Raw genomic sequence first — 19,263 nt, forward strand, 5'->3', positions numbered from 1 at the left:
CTCACCCCGATTTATTAAGGAATATACGATGAATTTATGTACTACTGTCGTCAGATCCGCTGTTTTATCCCTGTTCGCTTTTTCAAATATCATAAGTGCCGGCATTGTCATTAACGGTACGCGTGTGATTTATAATGAAAAAGAAAAGGAAGTCATTGTCCGACTCGAAAATAAGGGGATACAGCCCTCTCTTGTACAGGCGTGGATAGACGAAGGCAACGAAGAACAAAAAATAAACACAATGAATGTCCCCTTTTTAATATTACCGCCTGTCTCGCGCATTGAACCCGGCCAGGGACAAAGCCTGAGAATTACCTATACCGGGCAGGCACTACCGACAGAAAGAGAGAGTGTTTTTTGGTTCAATATAGTAGATATTCCGCCTCAGGCTGAAAACAATGACGGTAACGAACTGCAGATGGCCTTCCGCACAAGGATGAAACTCTTTTTCAGGCCGTCGGGGCTTAATAAGTTATCGTTTACCGATGCCATTGCGAAAATAGATTTATTTATTTCCAAAGAAGCGCCTGGCGACACCGTTAAAATTTATGTAAAAAACCGTTCTGCGTTTCACGTCACGCTTTCGTCCCTGGATATCCAGCGCGGAAGTAAAATTATTGCAACTGTACAGGGTAGTATGATTTCACCTTTCGCTACAGCGTCAATTAATCTGAAAAGAGAATATCTGGCCAGGGATTACCAGTTTTTCTTAAATTACATTAATGATTATGGTGCAATGATAAAGCGCCCCCTTACAGAGAGCTGAATGCCACTTTAGTCACTCAAGGATGATCATATGAAACTCCGCGTACTTTCCAGGTTCGTTCTCTCAGTCACTACAATGATATGTGTGTCAATATTTATAAAATCACCTTTACTGGCTGCGGTTAAATTTAATCCCGACTTTCTTAACCGCATGGCGGGCGGCGATATTGATATCTCCCGATTCAATGGGGAATACCGGATATTGCCCGGTAAATATTTCCCGGATGTCTATGTGAATGGCCGACTTATTGGTCGTAGCAATATTAATGTTACAGAAAAAGCAGGCCATTCAAGAATTTGCATCAACCAGGAAATCATCACGCTGTCCGGAATAAAAACCAGCGTTATCTCGCCGGAAATAATGGAACGTCTCACAGAGCCGTCGCAGTGCATGACCTTAAAGGAAGTATTGCCGGACGGCAGCGTGGTGATGAATCTCTCGGCTATGCGCATCGACTTATCCATTCCGCAGGCCCACCTAAACCAGCTGGCACGCGGGTATGTTCCACCTTCGATGTGGACCTATGGCGTAAATGGCCTGTTTGCCAGTTATAATACCAGCTACTTCGAACAGCATAATGGCAACAATGTTAGTCGATCATTTTATGGCGATCTCAGATCCGGGCTGAATCTTGGCCCCTGGCTCCTGCGCCACGCCGGTACGCTGCACTGGAATCAGACAGCGGGCCGACGCTACAACCGTTTTAGTACCAATGTGCAGCGGGACATTGTCCTCCTGAATTCACGCTTACTGATGGGCGACTCCAGCACCTCAGGTGAAATCTTCGACTCCTTTTCTTTTCGCGGCGTCCAGCTGGCGACTGCAGAACTGATGCTACCTGATTCACTCCGGGGATACGCGCCTGTCGTCAGGGGTATTGCCAAAACCAATGCCAAAATCACCATTAAGCAGCGTGGAAATGTAATTTATGAAACCACGGTACCGCCCGGGGAGTTTTCTATCCACGACCTCTACCCATCCGGCTATGGGGGTGATTTAGACGTCACCGTTACTGAGGCGGATGGAACGCGATCCTCCTTTTCCGTTCCTTTTTCTTCTGTTACCCAGCTCCTGCGGCCTGGAATGAAAAATTACAGCCTTGTTGCAGGCCAGCTGCGTAATCTCAACCTCAAAGATCAGCCTCTCGTTGTTCAGGCTACCTATAAGCAAGGTATCAGTAATCTGCTGACAGCCTATACGGGGTTAACCAGTACGGGCAACTGGAGTTCAGGCGTAATCGGTAGCGCGTTGGGCACGCCGGTCGGAGCGTTCTCATTTGACATCTCCGGTACAGAATTCAAATATAAAGAAGAATCACGCCATGGCGTCAGCACGAAAGCAAGCTATAGCAAACTGCTGACGTCCACTAACAGCAATATCTCTCTGGCGGCTTACCGCTTCTCATCACCCGGTTATCTGGATATATACAATGCGGTATATCTACAGGATTTAATTGAAAACAATCCCGGTGGCAATAATCTGCTAAGACGGCTTAATCGGCCTAAAAACCGAATCTCATTAACTCTGAGCCAACCGCTAAGTGAAAATATGGGGCAGGTTTACCTCTCCGGCTTCAGAGAAAACTACTGGAATAAAGGCTATACCAATACCCAGTTTCAGATTGGTTACAATAATCATTACGGCTTCCTGAGCTATGGCCTGTCGATAAACAAAACCTTTAGCCAGGTAGATTCGGAAACGCAGTATCTGCTTAATTTCTCTCTGCCGTTAGGCACCGGGCGGCAGAGTGCCAACATTAACAGCTATACCACCCTGGAAAAAAAGGGATCTACCAGCCAGTTAGGCGTCAGCGGTCAGGCCGGTGAACGTAATCAAATGGGATATAATGCTTCGGCCAGTAAGAATAAGAATAAGAATTACTCCGGCAGCCTTAATGGAAATTATATCTCCTCTGGTACAACAATGAACGCGGGTTACTCTGGTGGTAAAGGCTACTATGGTCTGTCAGGCGGACTTAGCGGCAGTATTGTAGGTATCTCTGATGGTCTGATACTCAGCCCTTATAGCAACCTCAGCACGATGGCCGTCGTCTCTGCTCAGCACGCAGCCGGGGCCACCATCGAGGGTTACTCTGGCGTTAGCCTTGATAAAAATGGCATGGCCCTCGTGCCTTATCTGAACCCTTACCGTATTAATCAGATCGCTATCAGTCCTAAGGGGCTGCCCTGGAATGTGGAATTGCAAAATACCAGCCAGCAGGTGGCACCACATCAGGGAGCGATTGTAAGAATCGACTACCCAACGCAGCGCGGACGTATGGTCCTGATCCGTGCTGAGCTTCCGGATGGTAATGCGTTGCCCTTTGGCGCGGCGGTGAGAAAAGCCAATGGCGAGCACGTGGGAGTGGTCGCCCAGGGTGGGCAGATATATGTTCGACTGAAGGAAGATGACGCAAGTCTTTCAGTGCGTTGGGGAAGCAAAAGTGAAATGGGCTGCAATTTTACTATTGAACTTGAATCGCCGTCTCTTTCTACCCCCAAAACGTTTACAAGGCTCCACCGCATCTGTCTGCCACTGGCTTCGGATGCACTTACTCACGGCGCAGTAAAACCCGCGTTGATGGCACATCTTAAGACCCCGGGCCAACCCAAGGGTTAAGACAGCGATAAAGGGACACGTAATGCAAATGATAAAATCCTGTTTGCTAATTTTCTCACTCACGGTCTGTTTTTATACGCGAGCGGACCTCACCTGTGGCTTTAGCGATAATTATGTGGGGAAGACGGAATTTGACTTTAAAACTATTCCTTCCCAAATTCCCTCCGGCTTACCGGTTGGGACGGTAATTTACAGTAAAACCATGAACTTTAAGACCTGGTGTGCCAAGGCCCCACGCAGTTCAGGGGTTTTCGATAGTGAATATATTTATTTTAATGTCAAAAACCTCGACGGCGTTTTCGGAAGAGAGAGTGGTTTAGGCCTTTCCATCACGATAAATGGCCAAAAGTTCAGGGGCGCTCAAAGTTTAAAAACGGATTATCAAACGCGCACTCTTTTTATTATGGGTTCACCCACCGATCGTTACCTAAATTTTGATTCGGAAGTTGTCGTCGATCTAATAAAGACAGGAGAAAATGTTACCCTGGATCCTCAGAGCAATACGGTGGTCTTGTTCGATATAGGTTCAGTGGGTAATGGCAGCCTACAATTTATGATGAGAAATACCAGTATGCTGAGTTTCTCCACACAAACCTGTGATGTTACGGGCGATGAAAATTACCGTGTCACCCTTCCACCCCTGAGTATCCATGACGTTTCAGGAACGGGCAGCACGCCGGGTGTCAGTAGCGACTTTAATATTAATCTGTTCTGTAATTCTAATTTGTGGAGTACCCTGGGGATCTGGATGACGTTAACAGGCCCTGGCATTTCCGGACTGGAAAAACAGGGTGTATTTTCCTTTAAGGATAAAGCCACCGGAGAAATATCGAATCAGATTGCCATGCAAATATCCCGCTCAGAAGAGAATATCTGGACCCCCATTTCTCTGGGCGAGAAATTTAAGGTTGGCAGTTTTGAATCGGCTCTCTCAAACATAACTATCCCGCTGCGGGCTGGCTATTATGCGCTTAGCAATAAACAATCAGTGGGTGAATACCAGACCACCCTTATCTATACGATTAAATACGAATAATTAAGGCGTTAACGTGGCGATCGTGCATGCATTTAGCTACCCTGAACATAAATCCAACGTTTCGGAAGAGTTTACTGTTCCCAGGGTAAATATTATTTCATGGCAGGATGGCGCAAACATTACCCTAAGCCGGGATCATTCCCTGCCAGAACAAACTTTATGCTTATAACATGATGCAATCGCGTATTGATCAGAGCGTGGCTCATTTTACCTTCAGTTGAACCCTTTCGTACCTGGAGCGGCTAACCGCCCGAAACATCGGGCGGTTAATTGCCCTTCGCAAATTTATTTTGCGTAGGCTTCTGTCGAAATCGTCAGTACGACGTCATCACTTACTGCTGGCACATACTTATCCAGCTTAAACTCTGAGCGCTTGAACGTTGTGGTGGCGTCAAATCCTACTGCTTCTTTTTTCACCATCGGATGCATACCCTGCTTGTTCAAGATTGCATGCAGGATAACAGGGCGGGTGATATCCCGGATAGTCAGGTTGCCATAGACGTCCATTTTATTTTTCCCTTTGCTGACCACCTTCGTACTCTTAAAGGTCGCAGTCGGGAACTTCGCCACGTCGAAATAATCCGCTCCCTTAAATTCGCTGGTCAGCGCATCAACATGGGTGTTGATCGTATCAACCGGGATAGAAACATCCACTTTTGAATGAGTCACGTCTTTTGCATCGAAATCAATATTACCGGTTATGTTCGATAAATCGGCGGTCGGATGCGAGAAACCAAAGTGGGTCCAGGAGACAACAACAGAGGTATGGCCTGAATCCATCGCGTAGCTTTCTGGCGCGGCGGCAGAAAACTGTGAGTAAAGTGCGGTACCAATAAGTAGCGGCAGGGTAATCTTTTTTAATACAGACATGCGCAAAAGCCTTAGTTAAACAATGAGTATTAACCATAGTGCAATATTCATTGTTTAACCGATATTCAAGATATTTGAGTCAATCCTTCAAATATATTAGTTAACACCCGTAACTATTTTACCCGCATCCCTTTCCCCTGAGATTAAGACAAAATCAATACAGGGGAATAGCCCTGGGGGCTGCGGGTTACCTTCAGGGCGTTATTGTTGATTAATAAACGCCTTAATTACCTCCTGCCAGGGCGTGGAAGAACGGCCCACCAGCTGACTCAGAGTATGACTGTCATCGAAAAGCGCCCCTTTCGCCGCGCTGGCATCGGAGTCACCCAGCATTTCCGCTAACGCATCGGGCAACCCCGCCTCTTTCAACGCCCCGACAAACTCGGCTTCAGGCAGATTAATGTAGTGAATATCCCTGCCGCTTTGTCTGGCGATCTCGCGGGTAAATTCCGCCAGGGTGTATGCGCTATCGCCTGCAAGTTCATAGATTTTTCCAGCCGCATTCTCATGCGTCAAAACCGCAGCTGCGGCTTCAGCATAGTCCTGACGGCTCGCAGAGGCGATTTTCCCCTCCTGCGCGGCACCAATAAAGGCCCCGTGAGCCATCGCCGGAGCAATGCTGGCCGCATAGTTTTCGGTGTACCAGCCGTTGCGCAGAATGGCATAGGGCACGCCGGAGGCGATTAATGCCCTTTCGGTCGCGAGATGCTCTTTCCCAAGGCCCATGGGGGTGGTGTCGGCATGCAGCAGGCTGGTATAGGCCAGCAGCTTCACCCCGGCCTCTTTGGCGGCAGCAATCACCGCCTTATGCTGCGATTCACGCTCGCCCAGCTGGTTAGAGGAGATCAGCAGAACTTTCGTTACCCCGTTAAGGGCACTGAGCAACGTTTCAGGTTGGGTGTAATCCCCCTGACGGACATCTATCCCCAGGGCGGTAAGATCGCGGGCTTTTTCAGGTGAACGTACGACGGCAATAATCTCACCTGCTGGCGTCGATTTTAATAATGCATCAATGACTAAACGGCCAAGCTGACCTGTTGCACCGGTAACAGCAATCATCATGTGCTCCTTATGGCGTAGTGAAATTTTTCCGCGGCTCAGAGACCGCGAATGTGCTTTAACCTTACCAGCCTAAGTCATATACTAATTAAAAGTAAGTACGCACAGGAATGTTAGTATGAAAAAAGAATCCGCGCAGCCCCTCTCTACCCTGAGTGAAAAGTTTCGTCGCGGTGAGCTATTGAACACTCACTGCCCATCGCGTGAGGTGCTCAAGCGTCTGACCAGCCGCTGGAGCCTGTTGGTTTTGGTGGCGCTGGAGGAGGAAACGCTTCGCTTCGGCGAACTGCGCAAAAAGATTGGTGGCGTCAGCGAAAGGATGCTGGCGCAGACTTTGCGGTTTATGGAAGAAGATGGATTCGTCGAGCGTATTGCGTGGGAAGTTGTACCGCCGCACGTAGAGTATCGTCTTACTCCTCTGGGACAGGAGGTGCGTGGTCAGGTAACGGGACTGGCCGACTGGATCGAGATGAACCTGCATCAGATTATGGGTAATCGTCGCGAGCGGGCGCAGGCCGGAAAGGAATAATCCGTCCAGGCAGGCCTGCGCCCAGTTGCGATGACCTGAGAGTAGAAAAACAGATCACCTGAGGTGACGGCGAGACACTGAAAGCGCATCAGCCTGTAATTACGGCGAGACACATAAAAGTGCCTCAGCCTGTAATATCAGCGGGACACATAAAAGTCTCAGCCTGCAATGACTCCGAGACACTGAGATACGCACCAGCCCGCAATTACTGCGGGACACAGGGATGCGCATCAGCTATTTAGCGCGCGGGCATGGCATCCGGGTACATTGCCAGCAGGCGGCGGGTCACACCGTTTGTCCAGCCAAAGCCGTCCTGGAGGGGGTATTCTCCCCCTCCAGCCAGCACCGGTGCCCGGCCAGCGACGTTGTACTTCTCAACCATCTTATGGTGCCGATCGTAGGTTGCGCCTACAATCTGTAGCCAGCGCGTGGCGATCTCTTTCGCCAGCAGCTCTTCGCCGTAGTGATTCAGCCCTTCTATCGCCATCCACTGCACAGGCGCCCAGCCGTTAGGCTTGTCCCACTGCTCGCCGGTTTCGTCTACCGTCGAGAGCACCCCACCGGGAGCCAGCAGATGCGATCGAATTGCCGCCGCCATACGGGTTGCCTGCTCATAACCGGCCATCCCAACGTAAAGGGGCGTTACGGCGGCCGCAGAGAACATGCCTTTTTCACGGTCGCACCAGTTATAGTCACGATAAAGTCCGGCTTCTGCATCCCACAGGTATTTATCCACGACGGCGCGGCGACGCTCTGCCTTCTGCTGGAACTGCTCCGCCGTCAGCGGATCGTTATCCGCCGCGGCCAGCCGGGCGATAGTGGTTTCCAGCTTATAGAGAAACGCGTTCAAATCGATCGGCACAATGCGCGTAGTATGGATACTTTCCAGGCGGCCAGGCTCGCTGAGCCAGCGTGAGGAAAAATCCCAGCCGGAAGCCGCTCCGGCGCGCAGGTCGCGGTAGACCTCACTGGCAGGACGGGAAGAATTTCGGGCTGTTTCCACGTCCTCAATCCAGGATTCATCGCGTGGCGTATCGCGATCGTCCCAGTAACGGTTAAGCACCTCGCCGCCCGGCAGCATCACCACATGGCGATAAGCTTCGTTTGGCGTCAGGGAGTCAGCCCCTTCCATCCAGAAAGCATGTTCACGTTTTAACTGTTTCAGGTAGCGCTTCGCTTTCTTAATGCCATCTTTTTCAAACAGTTCGACCATCATTGCAAAAACGGGCGGCTGAGAGCGGCTGAGATAATAAGTCCGGTTGCCATTCGGGATATGGCCATAGGTATCGATCAGCCAGGCGAAGTTGTCCGCCATATTGCGCATCAGATCGTCGCGGCCGCTGGCGGCGAAGCCCAGCATGCTGAAGTAGGAGTCCCAGTAATAAGTTTCACTAAAGCGCCCGCCCGGGACCACATAAGGTTCAGGCAGGGGCAGAAGCGAGGAAAACTCAGAATGTTTCTCAGGCTGACGCGTCAGCACCGGCCACAGGGAGTCAATATGCTGCCCCATATTTTTCGCAGGATCTGAAATATAGCGGCTGTCGTGGGCCCGCGGCAGATCAAAATTCTCCAGCACGAAGGTCAGCAGATTAAAATCGGCCTCTTCACGCTGGATATAATAACGATATAAAATACGTTCCGGCTCAATTTTTGGCGCACAGTCCGCAAAGGTTTTACTGTCGGTGAATATACGGGCGCTCTGTACCGCCGAAAACAGTTCCTGATAGCGGTCGGACGGCGTCAGGATATCCGGCGCGGGGAGGCCGCTAATCGGCTCCGGCTGGGGTTCGGGCTGCGCATCTGCGCTGGCCTCGTAGTCGTTATACCAGGCCTCATAATCAGTACGGTTATTGTCAACGATCAGGTCATTTTGATTAAAAGTGATAAAAACCTCCTGATGCCAATTAATATCGACAATGTTTGCAGTGTATTTTTTAATTTAAGCGTTCAGTATAGTACCCTCGTCTCATAATGCAAATCGATGATTTTATTACCTGACATGAATCTATATTTCAAAACATAAACAATATTACCTTGCTTTACCCTCATTCACTGGCGGATATATCAACCCTTATCGGCAAAATATTAATGTATAATTAACTGTATTGAGAATAAATATTAACGGGGAAAACCCTGCTCTTAAATATTTACTTCATCCCGCCCACCCTCTAAGCTACGGCCCTCAATAACTGACAGACAGACGCCCGCCCCTGCCACCTGATAACCTCTACGGCGGAGACCGATGAGGGTGAAAGCCGCCGCGAAAAGCCAGAAGGAGCGCGACCATGAGCGATGTTGAAAACCTGCACGCGATGATCGTTTTTGCCCGAGTGGTGGAGACGCTTAGCTTTACCGACGCGGCAAAGGCCCTGGGGCTGTCGAAGTCCTCGGTCAGTAAGGAGATCTCGGCCCTTGAAATACGCCTCGGTGCCCGGTTATTACAACGCACCACGCGGAAAATTCAGGTAACTGAGGTCGGCATGACCTGGTATCACTACTGCGCGCGCATCTTAAGCGAGGTGAAAAGCGCCGAACTGTTTATACGCCAGTATCATGAAGAGCCGACCGGCAGCCTGCGCGTTGTGGCCCCGGTCACCTTTGGCTGCCAGTGTATTGTGCCGGTGCTGAACCAGTTTGTGGCCAATAACCTGCACGTCAGCGTGGATCTGGATCTAACCGATCGCCCCGTCAACCTGGTCGAAGATAATGTCGATATCGCGATTGTTATCCGCCGTGATGCGCCTGCGGAGGCGAACGCTAAACCTCTGATGGATATCAGCTGGGGACTTTATGCTGCACCCGAGTACCTTCAGCGCTTCGCCCCCATCCTCGGGCCGGACGATCTGCCGCGCCATGACTTTATTCTGTTCCGCGGCCCGGCGCATACGCTCTCGCTGCCGTTTAAAAAGGACAAGCAGAGACGAAATATTGAGGTTCGCAGCCGCTTCCGTGCCAATAACAGTACCGCGCTGGTCAACTCTGCGATTGCGCAAACCGGCGTTGCCTATCTGCCGGATTATATCGCCCAGACCGCAGTAAAGGCGGGCAGGCTTCAGCGGGTTCTGCCGGAATGGGAAATGGATCTGTACCGCTCGTACATCCTGTACCGTCATGAGGGCGTAATATCGCCGCGCGTCAGGCTGTTTATGGAGGCGTTGCAGAAGGCGTTGCAGGTGGATACTGCTCAGGCTTGACCGGGCGGCGATGGGCCGCCCGCGCTGACATCAGTAGTAATTACCGTGGCGGTAATCCCAGGTCGTGAAGGTGTCAGACAGCATGGACATGATTTTGTCCACGTCCAGCCCCTTACGGATCAGGACCGGACAGGGGGTAATATTGCGCTCACCCTTCTGTTCAGGCACCAGCTTGCCGCTCTCATCCACCATCGCCACCATCACGCCCTGCTCGTAGCGGGTCTTTTCTGATTCGTTTGGCTGGATAGATTTCACGTAGTCATTGGCTTCGATGATCAGATCCGCCTGTGATTCAATGCGCTCACCGATGCCTTCTACCAGACCGCGGTTACCCTTACCTGATGGGTTAGCAGAGCTGGCGAATGAAAACTTGCCGTGATTTTCCCACAGCTCTTTTGCCAGATTTTCACCGGGTACGCCGAATTTAATCACGAAGCAGCTGGTCTGACGGCGATCCATCATCAGCTCTTTCGAACCATCTTCCGGAATGCGCGCCACCGCCTCTTCTTTCCACGGCAGGATGCAGCCCAGCAGCACATCGTTATCCCAGTGCTGCTGATACAGGGACTCAATTTCCGGGTTCAACTGAGCCAGCTCTTTTAACTGCTCCAGCGAACCGCACAGTACCACGCCCGGCTTATTACGGTTACGCTGCTTGGCGTCAAACTTACGCTCCAGACCTTTGGCATCAGAGGTCATAATGATGTAGCCCACCTTGGTTGGGCAAACGATCATCCCGCCGTCAGCAGACAGAATTTTTACCGCTTCTGGCTGTAAGCCGCCGTTCCAGTGAATGGTTTTATTACTCATGAGCACACCTGCCTGTTCAGAAATTAAGAGTGTCAGTCTGCGCCCCTCCCTTATGCAGGTGGAGGGCGGCATAACCTGTTAAAGCCATCCTACCCTCCCCGCCCGTATTCGCAACAATTAAGCATCTTTTAGATTCATTGTTTCCATCAGGAAACAGTCGTTGCAAATAAGATGGCAAGACTGAACTTTTCTTTCACCCTGGCCACCCAGCATAAATCTGAGAGGAGCAAGAGCATGCACATCGACTTTTTCCGCGCGGCAGATCAGAGCGAGCTGCGCAGTTGGTTTTCCTCCCAGGAGGCGGTGACGCAGTGGGCCGGGCCGGGTGTCGCCTGGCCGCTGACGGCGGGATTTATGCGTACGCTGCTTGACTCCGATGAACAGCAGCCAGCACGCCTGCTCACCTTTGCCACGCGACGTGACGGCCGGCTCGCGGCGGTAGCGCAGCTGAGCTTCGACTGGGAGAACCATCTTGCCTGCCTGTGCCGCGTGGCCGTCAATCCGGCGCTGCGAGGAAAAGGTTTGGCGGGCGAACTTCTGAACGTCATGATCCATACCGCCTTTAAGGATCCCGCTATCGAACGGCTTGAGCTGGTTGTTTATCCGCAGAATCGGGCGGCGGTGCGCACCTACGAAAAGCTGGGATTTGTGCGTGAGGGGGTCAGGCGGGCATGCGTAGCGGTAGGAGAGGCGCGCTGGGACAGCGCTTTTTATGGCCTGCTGCGCGCGGAATTCACCGCGCGCAGCGCCGCCTGAATCAGGCTGGGATCAGTTTTTCCGCTTTCAGCTTATCAAACAGGGTGATAAACGCATCCCGGGTAGACTGATAGCCCGTGAAGCCCGCCTTACGGCTTTTGCTGATATCGGTGATCACTTCCATTGGGCGGCCCAGGTCGGCGTCGGTATGCCACCAGGAGACCAGACGACTGATGTCGTCCTCTTTCAGATCGAACTGCTGGGCAATCGCTTTCCACTGCCCGGGCGCGGCATCCATCCGGCCATCAAGCGGCTGCATCTCATCCGGGTACGGCGCCGCCTCAATGCCGAAGTAGCTGGCAATCTCGCTCCACATCCACTTCCAGCGGAAGACGTCGCCATTGACGACGTTAAAATCCTGATCCCGGGCAGCAGGCGAGGTAGCAGCCCACTCCAGCTGCTGCGCAAGGACGTGCGCATCGGTCATATCGGTCACACCTTCCCACTGGGTTTTCGAGCCAGGGAAGATAAACGGCTGGCCGGTCTGCCTGCACAGGCTGGCATAGACGGCCAGCGTCTGACCCATGTTCATCGCATTGCCCAGGGCAAAGCCGATAATGGTATGCGGGCGATGGACGCTCCAGGTGTAGCCATATTTCTCTGCGCCCGCAAAGACTTCATCTTCCTGCGCGTAGTAGAAGTTATCAACCGGCTGACGGCCCTGCTCTTCACGGAACGGCGTTACCGGAACGGCACCCTTACCGTAGGCGTCAAACGGCCCCAGATAGTGCTTCAGCCCGGTGACCAGCGCTACGTGACCGCCTTTCAACCCATCGCCCAGCGCGTCAATCACGTTGCGTACCATCGCACCATTCACGCGAATGTTCTCTTTCTCGTTTTCCTGACGCGCCCAGACGCTGAAAAAGACCTTATCGACCTTAACATCCTTCAGCGCCTGCTTTACGGACTCCCTGTCGGTCAAATCAGCCGTCAGTGAGGTGCAGCCTGCCGGGACGGCGGTACGGCCACGGGACAGACCCAGAACCTGCCAGCCATCGGTGTTCAACTGTTCGGCCAGGGCGGTACCAATCACGCCGCTGACGCCAACGATTAATGCACGCTGTTGCATAATTTATCTCCTGTTTTGATTATCCGGTAAGCTTAATAGAGAATTAAATTCTTATCTCAGGTATAAATTCACATCATTAATGAATAAGAGTCATCAATCATGCACAGTCAGGATCGGCTACGGGGGATCACGCCCTTTGTGGCCACCGTTGAGCACGGCAGCTTTACCGCCGCCGCAGAGAGCCTGCATCTGACCAGTTCTGCCGTCAGTAAAAGCATTGCACGGCTGGAAAACCGGTTGGGATCGCGGCTGTTTGAGCGCACCACGCGCCGTCTGGCGCTCACTGACGCGGGACAGGCTTTTTACGACACCTGTAATCGGGTGCTGAGCGAGCTGGCGGAAGCGGAATCGGTGCTGGCGGCACAGCGCACCAGTCCGGTCGGCAGGATGCGGATCGCCGTTCCGCACACCTTTGGCCGGATGAGCGTAATGCCTCTGCTTACGCAGTTTTGCCAGCAGAATCCGGATATGCAGATTGGCCTGGCCTTCTCCGACCGCTTTGTTGACCTGTTTGAAGAGGGTGTGGATATCGCCGTGCGCATCGGTGGCCCGGCAGAGTATCCGCCCTCGCTGGGATTTCGCTATCTGGGCAACGAGCAGCTGATATTCTGCGCCGCGCCGCACTATCTGGCGCAGCACGGCACGCCAGATTCACTTGAATCACTTAGCGATCACCAGGCTATTGTCTATGACCGCGTGGACGGCAGCACCAGCCCGTGGTACATCGCCTCGCCTGACGGGCGCATTGCTACGCGCACCGTCCCGCACCGCATGGCACTGGGAGACGGCGAAGCGCAGGTTGCCGCCGTCGTCGCCGGCCTGGGCGTGGCGCAAATGGCGACCTGGCTGATGGAAAAGCAGCTGGCTGAGGGGCAGCTGGTACAAATTCTGCCCGAACTGGCCGTCACTGGCCTGCCGCTCTACGTGGTGTGGCCGCGCAGAAAGCAGCTTACGCCAAAGGTGGATGCGCTGTTAACGGCGCTGGAGGGGCTATCCATTTCTGGCCAGAACGGCCTCCAGGCGGAGAAGGAGACCCGTTGAAAATCAGAACGGCCAGCCCGCTGGCCGTTCTGCTCAGGCTTATTTCACTTCGATCAGCTTCTCTACGTCGGGGCTTCCCTGCGGTTCTGCCATCTCTTTGCGCACCTTCGCCACGTCGCGGGCGCTGACCGGGGTTTTTGCCGTATTCCCCCAGCTGGTGCGAATAAAGTTGACCACGTCGGCCGTCTGTTGATCGCTCAGCCGCCAGCCAAACGCCGGCATGGTGATGGTCGAGGGTGCACCCTTTACGCCGGGCAGCGTGGCGCCGCTGAGGACAATATGGATCAGCGACGTCGGATCCCCGGCCTGCACCACGGCATTCCCACGCAGCATCGGGAAGAAGCGCTTGTAGCCGCTGCCGTCAGTTTTGTGGCAGGCCGCACAGCTATCAATGTAGACCGACGCTCCCGGTTTGCTGTCATCGCCGTGCCAGAGCGCGTTGGCTTCAGCATTATCGGCCGCAAAACCAACCTGGTTCGGATCGCGTGCACCCAGCGACTTCAGATAGCGGGCAATGGCCGTTGCTTCCTCCGCGCTCAGATGTTGCAGACTGTGCTGGACGACGTCCGTCATCCCGCCAAATACCGCCGTGCGGTCGTTACGCCCGGTGCGCAGGAACTGCACCAGCTCATCCTCGCTCCAGCCCCCCAATCCATCACGGCTGTCGCCGCGTAGATTACTGGCGGTCCAGCCATCAATTGGCGCGCTGCTGCCGGCAAGATAGTCGCTGCCTTCACTGTCGTTCAGGGCTTTTTCCTGCATGGTCAGGCTACGCGGCGTGTGGCAGGCACCGCAGTGGCCTAACCCCTCCACCAGATACTGCCCACGCGCCAGCACCGCATCCTGCCCGCTGAGCGGCTGGAAAGCCTTAACGTCAGGGGCGAAAATGCCGCGCCAGATCGCCAGCGGCCAGCGCATCGAGAGGGGCCAGGGAATGTCGCTCTTACGATTAGCCTGTTCAACCGGCTGCACACCGTGCATAAACCAGGCATAGAGCGCGTGCATATCCTCATCGCTCACCACGGCATAAGAGGGATAAGGCATTGCCGGATAGAGCGTCTGGCCATTTTTCGCCACGCCGTGCCGCACCGCTTTCTGGAAGTCATCCCAGCTGTAGTTTCCAATGCCGGTTTTTTTATCGGGAGTGATATTGGTGGAGTAAATGGTGCCGATCGGCGTTGCCATCGGCAGCCCGCCCGCAAAGGGTTTACCGCCCATTTTGGTGTGGCAGGCTACACAGTCGCCTGCCCGTGCCAGGTATTCGCCGCGTTTGATCTGCGCCGCACCGCTATCATCCGCGAAGGCGGCACAGGTGGTCATCCCCAGTAACAGGGCAGAAATTAACATTTTCATCGTGGATCTCCTCACGCCTGCACCAGCGGGCCTGGCTCCTTCAGATACCGTTCACGGATCGCCTTCGCCGACCAGTACGTCAGGGCGGCCACCAGGCCAGTCGGGTTATATCCCAGACCCTGTGGGAACGCCGAAGCACCCGGCACAAACACGTTCGGTACGTCCCAGCTTTGCAGATAGCGGTTCAGCGCGCTGGTTTTCGGGTCGTCTCCCATTATTGCCCCGCCGTTCATATGGGTGGTCTGGTAAACGGTGGTGTCAAAGTGCGTTCCCGGCATTTTTGGCGAGCCGCTGATCATCATGGGATTCATGGCTTCGGCGATTTTATGCATGCGGCCATGCATAAACTGCGACATTTTGATGTCGTTTTCCTGCCAGTCAAAGGTCATACGCAGCAGCGGCTGACCAAAGGCGTCCTTGTAGGTGGGATCCAGATCCAGGTAGTTGCTGCGATAGGACTGGTGCGCACCGTGCGCATCCATGGAGACGTGGTGCGTGTAGTGATCGGCTACCGCCGCCTTCCACTTGCTGCCCCAGCCGGGCGTACCCGGGGGTGTAGGCAGGCCGGAAATCGGCTTCACCCCTGCCTGGTTCACCCAAAAAGGTGACCCGCCGACAAAACCATATTTGCCGTGGTCAAAGTTATCGGCGTTAAAGTCATCCACACCGACGCCCGCACCGCCCGCACCAATAAAGTTATTCGTAAAGACGCTTTTATCGAAGAAGGCTTTAATGGTGGAGATGTTCTGGTAGGCAAAGTTGCGGCCCACCACCCCCTCATTCGTCACCGGATCGTAAGGCTTGCCAATACCCGAGAGCAGCATCAGATGCACATTATGAAACTGGAATGCAGAGAGGATGACCAGATCGGCCTGCTGCTCAATCTGACGGCCCAGTGCATCAACATAGGTGACGCCGATGGCGCGCTTTTTATCTGCCGTCAGGTTTACGCGCAGCACGTTGGAATTTTCACGCAGCTCAAATCCCGCTTCCTGGCGCAGGGCGGGCAGCACATTGACGTTTGGCGAAGCCTTCGAGTACATGTAGCAGGCATAACCACTACAGTAGCCGCAGAAGTTGCATGGCCCCATCTGCGCGCCATAGGTGTTGGTATAGGGACCGGAGGTATTGGCCGAGGGCAGGTCGTAAGGATGGTAACCCACAGCCTCTGCCGCCTGGGCAAACATTTGTGCCGAGNGTAGGTCACTCCGAAGTCCTGAATGGTCATCCCTTCGGGGATAAATTTTTTACCGTAGCGTTCTTCATAATGGCTGCGCATCCGCAGCTCAATGGGATCGACGCGAAAGTGAACGCCCGACCAGTGCAGCCCTGCCCCGCCGGTACCGGTTCCCGGCAGGAATGCCGCCAGCTGGCGATAGGGCTGCGCGGTCTGCGTTGAATTGTGGCGGATGGTCACGGTGCTTTTCGACAGGTCCTGAAACAGCTTTTTACGGATGTTATAGGTCAGTTCGTCAATTACCTGCGGGTAGGCGCCGTCCGGATAAGTATCACGATGCGGTCCACGCTCCAGCGCCACGACATTCAGACCAGCTTCGGTCAGCTCTTTCGCCATTATTGACCCGGCCCAGCCAAAGCCGACGATTACCGCATCAACCTTTTTCATTTCAGTGCCCATAATCAGCTTCTCTCCCCGCGAATCGAGACCGGTGGGAACGGATAGCGTTCACCTCGCTCAACCCAGTCCATAAAGTCCGCGCGCGCGCCCGGAAAACCAATCAGCTGCCAGCCAACCATTCCCTGATTGCCGCCGTGGATGGGATCGCTGAAAAAGCCCTCCCGCGTGTTTTGCAGCAGATAGCTGAAGAATAGCGTGGACGGAACCTGCCTGAATTCGACGCTCCCGGCTTCAAAGGCCTCAAGGAGCGCATCCTGCTGCTCCGCACGCAGGCTGGCGAAGACGCTGCCGTACTTCGCTTTGGCAGCAGCGTCGGCGTCGGCGAGGCCCAGGCGATAGATCTGCTGCGGCACCAGCGGTAGCTGATAGCCGAGCGCCTTATCGGCCTCGGGGTTGAAAGGTCCCTGCATATACCAGTTAGCACCGGTGGCATAGGGCGTGTTCATCTGCCGATCGATATACTCCGCGACGCCCGCTTCCAGCGCGCCAGGCCCCCGATCGTCGGCGGGGATCAGGCGGGCGACCGCAGCCTGGAGGAAGGCATACTCTTCCGGCGTGAACCAGCTGGGCTGGTAGGTTCTGGCCCGCTGAGGCCCGCTGGGAACAGGCTCTTTGGCCATGGCAGGCGCTGCGGCGGTGAGTGAACCTACCCCGCTGGTGCCAATGGCGACGGCGGGGGCGAGGGTAATAGTCTTAAGCAGGAACTCTCTGCGGGAGCTCCCCTTCTTTTCTTGCGACATAACATTGCCTTATTCACGCGTAAGCCGCATGAAAACGATCGGGTTTGACGATTGCCTGAGGGTCTATTTTAGTAATGATTGAAAAATCAGGGGTATTAATCACCATTGTTACCGGTAACAAAGGCTAAGTTTAACAGTTCTTCCAGCAATAATTTAGCAAAACAAACAAAAAAGCACTAATTCATTAACAATCCCTGCGGCGCTGAAATTAATAGAAACAACCGCGATGAGACCATTAACGTTAAAAAGCGTTATAAAAAAAGAGAACATTAACAGCGGAGTGCCTATGTTTAAATCTTTCTTCCCCCGGCCAGCGCTGTTCTTCAGCAGTGTTGTTCTCTGGAGCGCCCTTGCCATCCTGCTATGGTTTGGCGGCGGCAGAGACTGGATCCTTCACCTGCCGCTGTTTGCCGGAAATGCCAGCGCACCATTGCCCAATAATGCGCTGCGGTTTATTGCGCCGGGCGGGCTGGCTTTCTATCTCTATTATCTGGTGGTGGTCACCCTGTTTGCTGGTATGTGGTTCCTGTTCAGCCCTCACCCGTGGCAGCGCTGGTCGGTGCTCGGATCGGCGCTGATTATCTTTGCCACCTGGTTTTCCGTGCAGGTTGGCGTGGCGGTCAACAGCTGGTATGATCCCTTTTACGATCTGATTCAGCAGGCGATGTCACACCCGAATACCGTTAAAATTGAGACGTTTTATACGCAGATGGCGGGTTTCCTCAGTATTGCGCTGATCGCGGTGGTCATTAATGTACTTAATATGTTTTTTATCAGCCATTACGTCTTCCGCTGGCGCACGGCGATGAACAACTACTATATGGCGCACTGGTCACAGCTGCGCGGGATTGAGGGAGCAGCACAGCGTGTGCAGGAAGACACCATGCGTTTCTCGTCCACGCTTGAGGATATGGGCGTTAGCTTTATTAACGCGATTATGACGCTGATTGCGTTTCTACCGGTACTGGTCGCGCTGTCGGTGCATGTGAAAACCGTGCCGATTCTGGGCAGTATTCCCTACGCGCTGGTGATTGCCGCCATCCTCTGGTCGCTGCTTGGCACCGGTATGCTGGCCGTAATCGGCATTAAGCTTCCTGGTCTCTCCTTCCGTAATCAGCGGGTGGAAGCCGCCTATCGTAAAGAGCTGGTCTATGGCGAAGATGATCCGCAGCGCGCAACGCCGCCGACCGTACGCAAACTTTTTTCTAACGTGCGTAAAAACTATTTCCGCCTCTACTTTCATTACCTATATTTCAATATTGCCCGTATCCTCTATTTGCAGCTTGATGCCGTTTTTAGCCTTTTCGTCCTGTTTCCCTCCATCATTACCGGCGCGATTACCCTGGGATTGATGACGCAGATAACGAATGTATTTGATCAGGTGCGCAGCTCGTTCCAGTATCTGATTAACTCCTGGACAACGCTGGTGGAACTGCTGTCCATTTACAAGCGTCTGCGCAGCTTTGAACAGGTGTTGAATGCACAGCCGGAAAAAGAGAGCGTCAGCCTGTGAACGGATCGGCGGCCCTGAAAGGGGCCGCCGCATGAACAGGAAGAGTCGGGCAGGCAAATATAACCAGGAATTTCCTTACGTAGAACAGCTAATTATTTCTATTTCGTATCATGCATTATTTAGCATAATATCTTGCAGCCTCATCAATGCTCACGCAGCAGGCTCATTTCAGGCAAAGAGCGCGCTTTAATCTGCCCGATTAGAATTAAAAAGCGGAAAATTATTTTAAAAAAATACTACTATTAATGCTGTAGACGCTTAAAGCGTGTCTG

General features: G+C 53.3%; 15 protein-coding genes and 1 pseudogene. 8 read left to right on the forward strand and 8 right to left on the reverse strand.

Annotated features, from left to right (window positions below; all coding sequences use genetic code 11):
* Window positions 1–28: 28 nt before the first annotated feature.
* The 3 genes from A1830_RS08275 (at window position 29) to A1830_RS08285 (ending at window position 4,421) form a co-directional block, all read left to right on the forward strand.
* Entirely contained in the window at window positions 29–766 is a 738-nt protein-coding gene (locus A1830_RS08275; protein ID WP_067704340.1) for a fimbria/pilus periplasmic chaperone, read from the forward strand.
* Between the two features lie 75 nt (window positions 767–841).
* Window positions 842–3,385, forward strand: a complete 2,544-nt coding sequence (locus A1830_RS08280; protein WP_067704342.1) for a fimbria/pilus outer membrane usher protein — start codon at window positions 842–844, stop codon at window positions 3,383–3,385.
* A gap of 22 nt (window positions 3,386–3,407) precedes the next feature.
* Window positions 3,408–4,421 (forward strand): fimbrial protein, encoded by a 1,014-nt coding sequence (locus A1830_RS08285; RefSeq protein WP_067704348.1) that lies wholly within the window; start codon window positions 3,408–3,410, stop codon window positions 4,419–4,421.
* 285 nt (window positions 4,422–4,706) lie between these two features.
* Here A1830_RS08285 and A1830_RS08290 read toward each other — a convergent pair whose 3' ends face one another.
* A complete protein-coding gene (locus A1830_RS08290) occupies window positions 4,707–5,291 on the reverse strand; it encodes a YceI family protein (RefSeq protein WP_067704352.1) in 585 nt (194 codons plus the stop codon).
* A 201-nt stretch (window positions 5,292–5,492) separates the two neighbouring features.
* The gene (locus A1830_RS08295) at window positions 5,493–6,350 is read right to left on the reverse strand and encodes an SDR family oxidoreductase (RefSeq protein ID WP_067704355.1); all 858 of its coding nucleotides are present in this window, start codon (window positions 6,348–6,350) and stop codon (window positions 5,493–5,495) included.
* Between the two features lie 118 nt (window positions 6,351–6,468).
* On the opposite strand from A1830_RS08295, the gene A1830_RS08300 reads away from it, so the two are divergent.
* A complete protein-coding gene (locus A1830_RS08300; protein ID WP_067704358.1) occupies window positions 6,469–6,879 on the forward strand; it encodes a winged helix-turn-helix transcriptional regulator in 411 nt (136 codons plus the stop codon).
* 238 nt (window positions 6,880–7,117) lie between these two features.
* Here A1830_RS08300 and treF read toward each other — a convergent pair whose 3' ends face one another.
* A complete protein-coding gene (gene treF, locus A1830_RS08305; protein ID WP_073980977.1) occupies window positions 7,118–8,764 on the reverse strand; it encodes an alpha,alpha-trehalase TreF in 1,647 nt (548 codons plus the stop codon).
* 400 nt (window positions 8,765–9,164) lie between these two features.
* On the opposite strand from treF, the gene A1830_RS08310 reads away from it, so the two are divergent.
* Window positions 9,165–10,073: a LysR family transcriptional regulator gene (locus A1830_RS08310; protein WP_067704364.1), complete on the forward strand. Its 909-nt coding sequence runs from the start codon at window positions 9,165–9,167 to the stop codon at window positions 10,071–10,073.
* Window positions 10,074–10,103: 30 nt separating this feature from the next.
* On the opposite strand, the gene A1830_RS08315 is transcribed toward A1830_RS08310, so the two are convergent.
* On the reverse strand, window positions 10,104–10,883 hold the full coding sequence (locus tag A1830_RS08315; protein ID WP_067704367.1) for an L-threonylcarbamoyladenylate synthase: 780 nt from the start codon (window positions 10,881–10,883) through the stop codon (window positions 10,104–10,106).
* Window positions 10,884–11,117: 234 nt separating this feature from the next.
* On the opposite strand from A1830_RS08315, the gene A1830_RS08320 reads away from it, so the two are divergent.
* On the forward strand, window positions 11,118–11,639 hold the full coding sequence (locus tag A1830_RS08320; protein ID WP_067704681.1) for a GNAT family N-acetyltransferase: 522 nt from the start codon (window positions 11,118–11,120) through the stop codon (window positions 11,637–11,639).
* Window position 11,640: 1 nt separating this feature from the next.
* Here A1830_RS08320 and A1830_RS08325 read toward each other — a convergent pair whose 3' ends face one another.
* Window positions 11,641–12,708 (reverse strand): SDR family oxidoreductase, encoded by a 1,068-nt coding sequence (locus A1830_RS08325; RefSeq protein ID WP_067704371.1) that lies wholly within the window; start codon window positions 12,706–12,708, stop codon window positions 11,641–11,643.
* Window positions 12,709–12,807: 99 nt separating this feature from the next.
* Here A1830_RS08325 and A1830_RS08330 point away from each other — a divergent pair, with 99 nt between their 5' ends.
* Window positions 12,808–13,749, forward strand: a complete 942-nt coding sequence (locus tag A1830_RS08330) for a LysR family transcriptional regulator (RefSeq protein ID WP_067704374.1) — start codon at window positions 12,808–12,810, stop codon at window positions 13,747–13,749.
* Between the two features lie 39 nt (window positions 13,750–13,788).
* On the opposite strand, the gene A1830_RS08335 is transcribed toward A1830_RS08330, so the two are convergent.
* From A1830_RS08335 to A1830_RS08345, 3 genes and pseudogenes are all read right to left on the reverse strand, one after another.
* Entirely contained in the window at window positions 13,789–15,102 is a 1,314-nt protein-coding gene (locus tag A1830_RS08335) for a c-type cytochrome (RefSeq protein WP_067704378.1), read from the reverse strand.
* Window positions 15,103–15,113: 11 nt separating this feature from the next.
* Window positions 15,114–16,738 (reverse strand): annotated as a pseudogene (locus A1830_RS08340) (GMC family oxidoreductase).
* Between the two features lie 2 nt (window positions 16,739–16,740).
* The gene (locus A1830_RS08345) at window positions 16,741–17,478 is read right to left on the reverse strand and encodes a gluconate 2-dehydrogenase subunit 3 family protein (RefSeq protein ID WP_067704381.1); all 738 of its coding nucleotides are present in this window, start codon (window positions 17,476–17,478) and stop codon (window positions 16,741–16,743) included.
* Window positions 17,479–17,764: 286 nt separating this feature from the next.
* Here A1830_RS08345 and sbmA point away from each other — a divergent pair, with 286 nt between their 5' ends.
* On the forward strand, window positions 17,765–18,991 hold the full coding sequence (sbmA, locus tag A1830_RS08350; RefSeq protein WP_067704385.1) for a peptide antibiotic transporter SbmA: 1,227 nt from the start codon (window positions 17,765–17,767) through the stop codon (window positions 18,989–18,991).
* The last annotated feature ends 272 nt before the right edge of the window (window positions 18,992–19,263 follow it).

Source organism: Erwinia sp. ErVv1 (assembly GCF_900068895.1).
Taxonomy (GTDB): domain Bacteria; phylum Pseudomonadota; class Gammaproteobacteria; order Enterobacterales; family Enterobacteriaceae; genus Erwinia.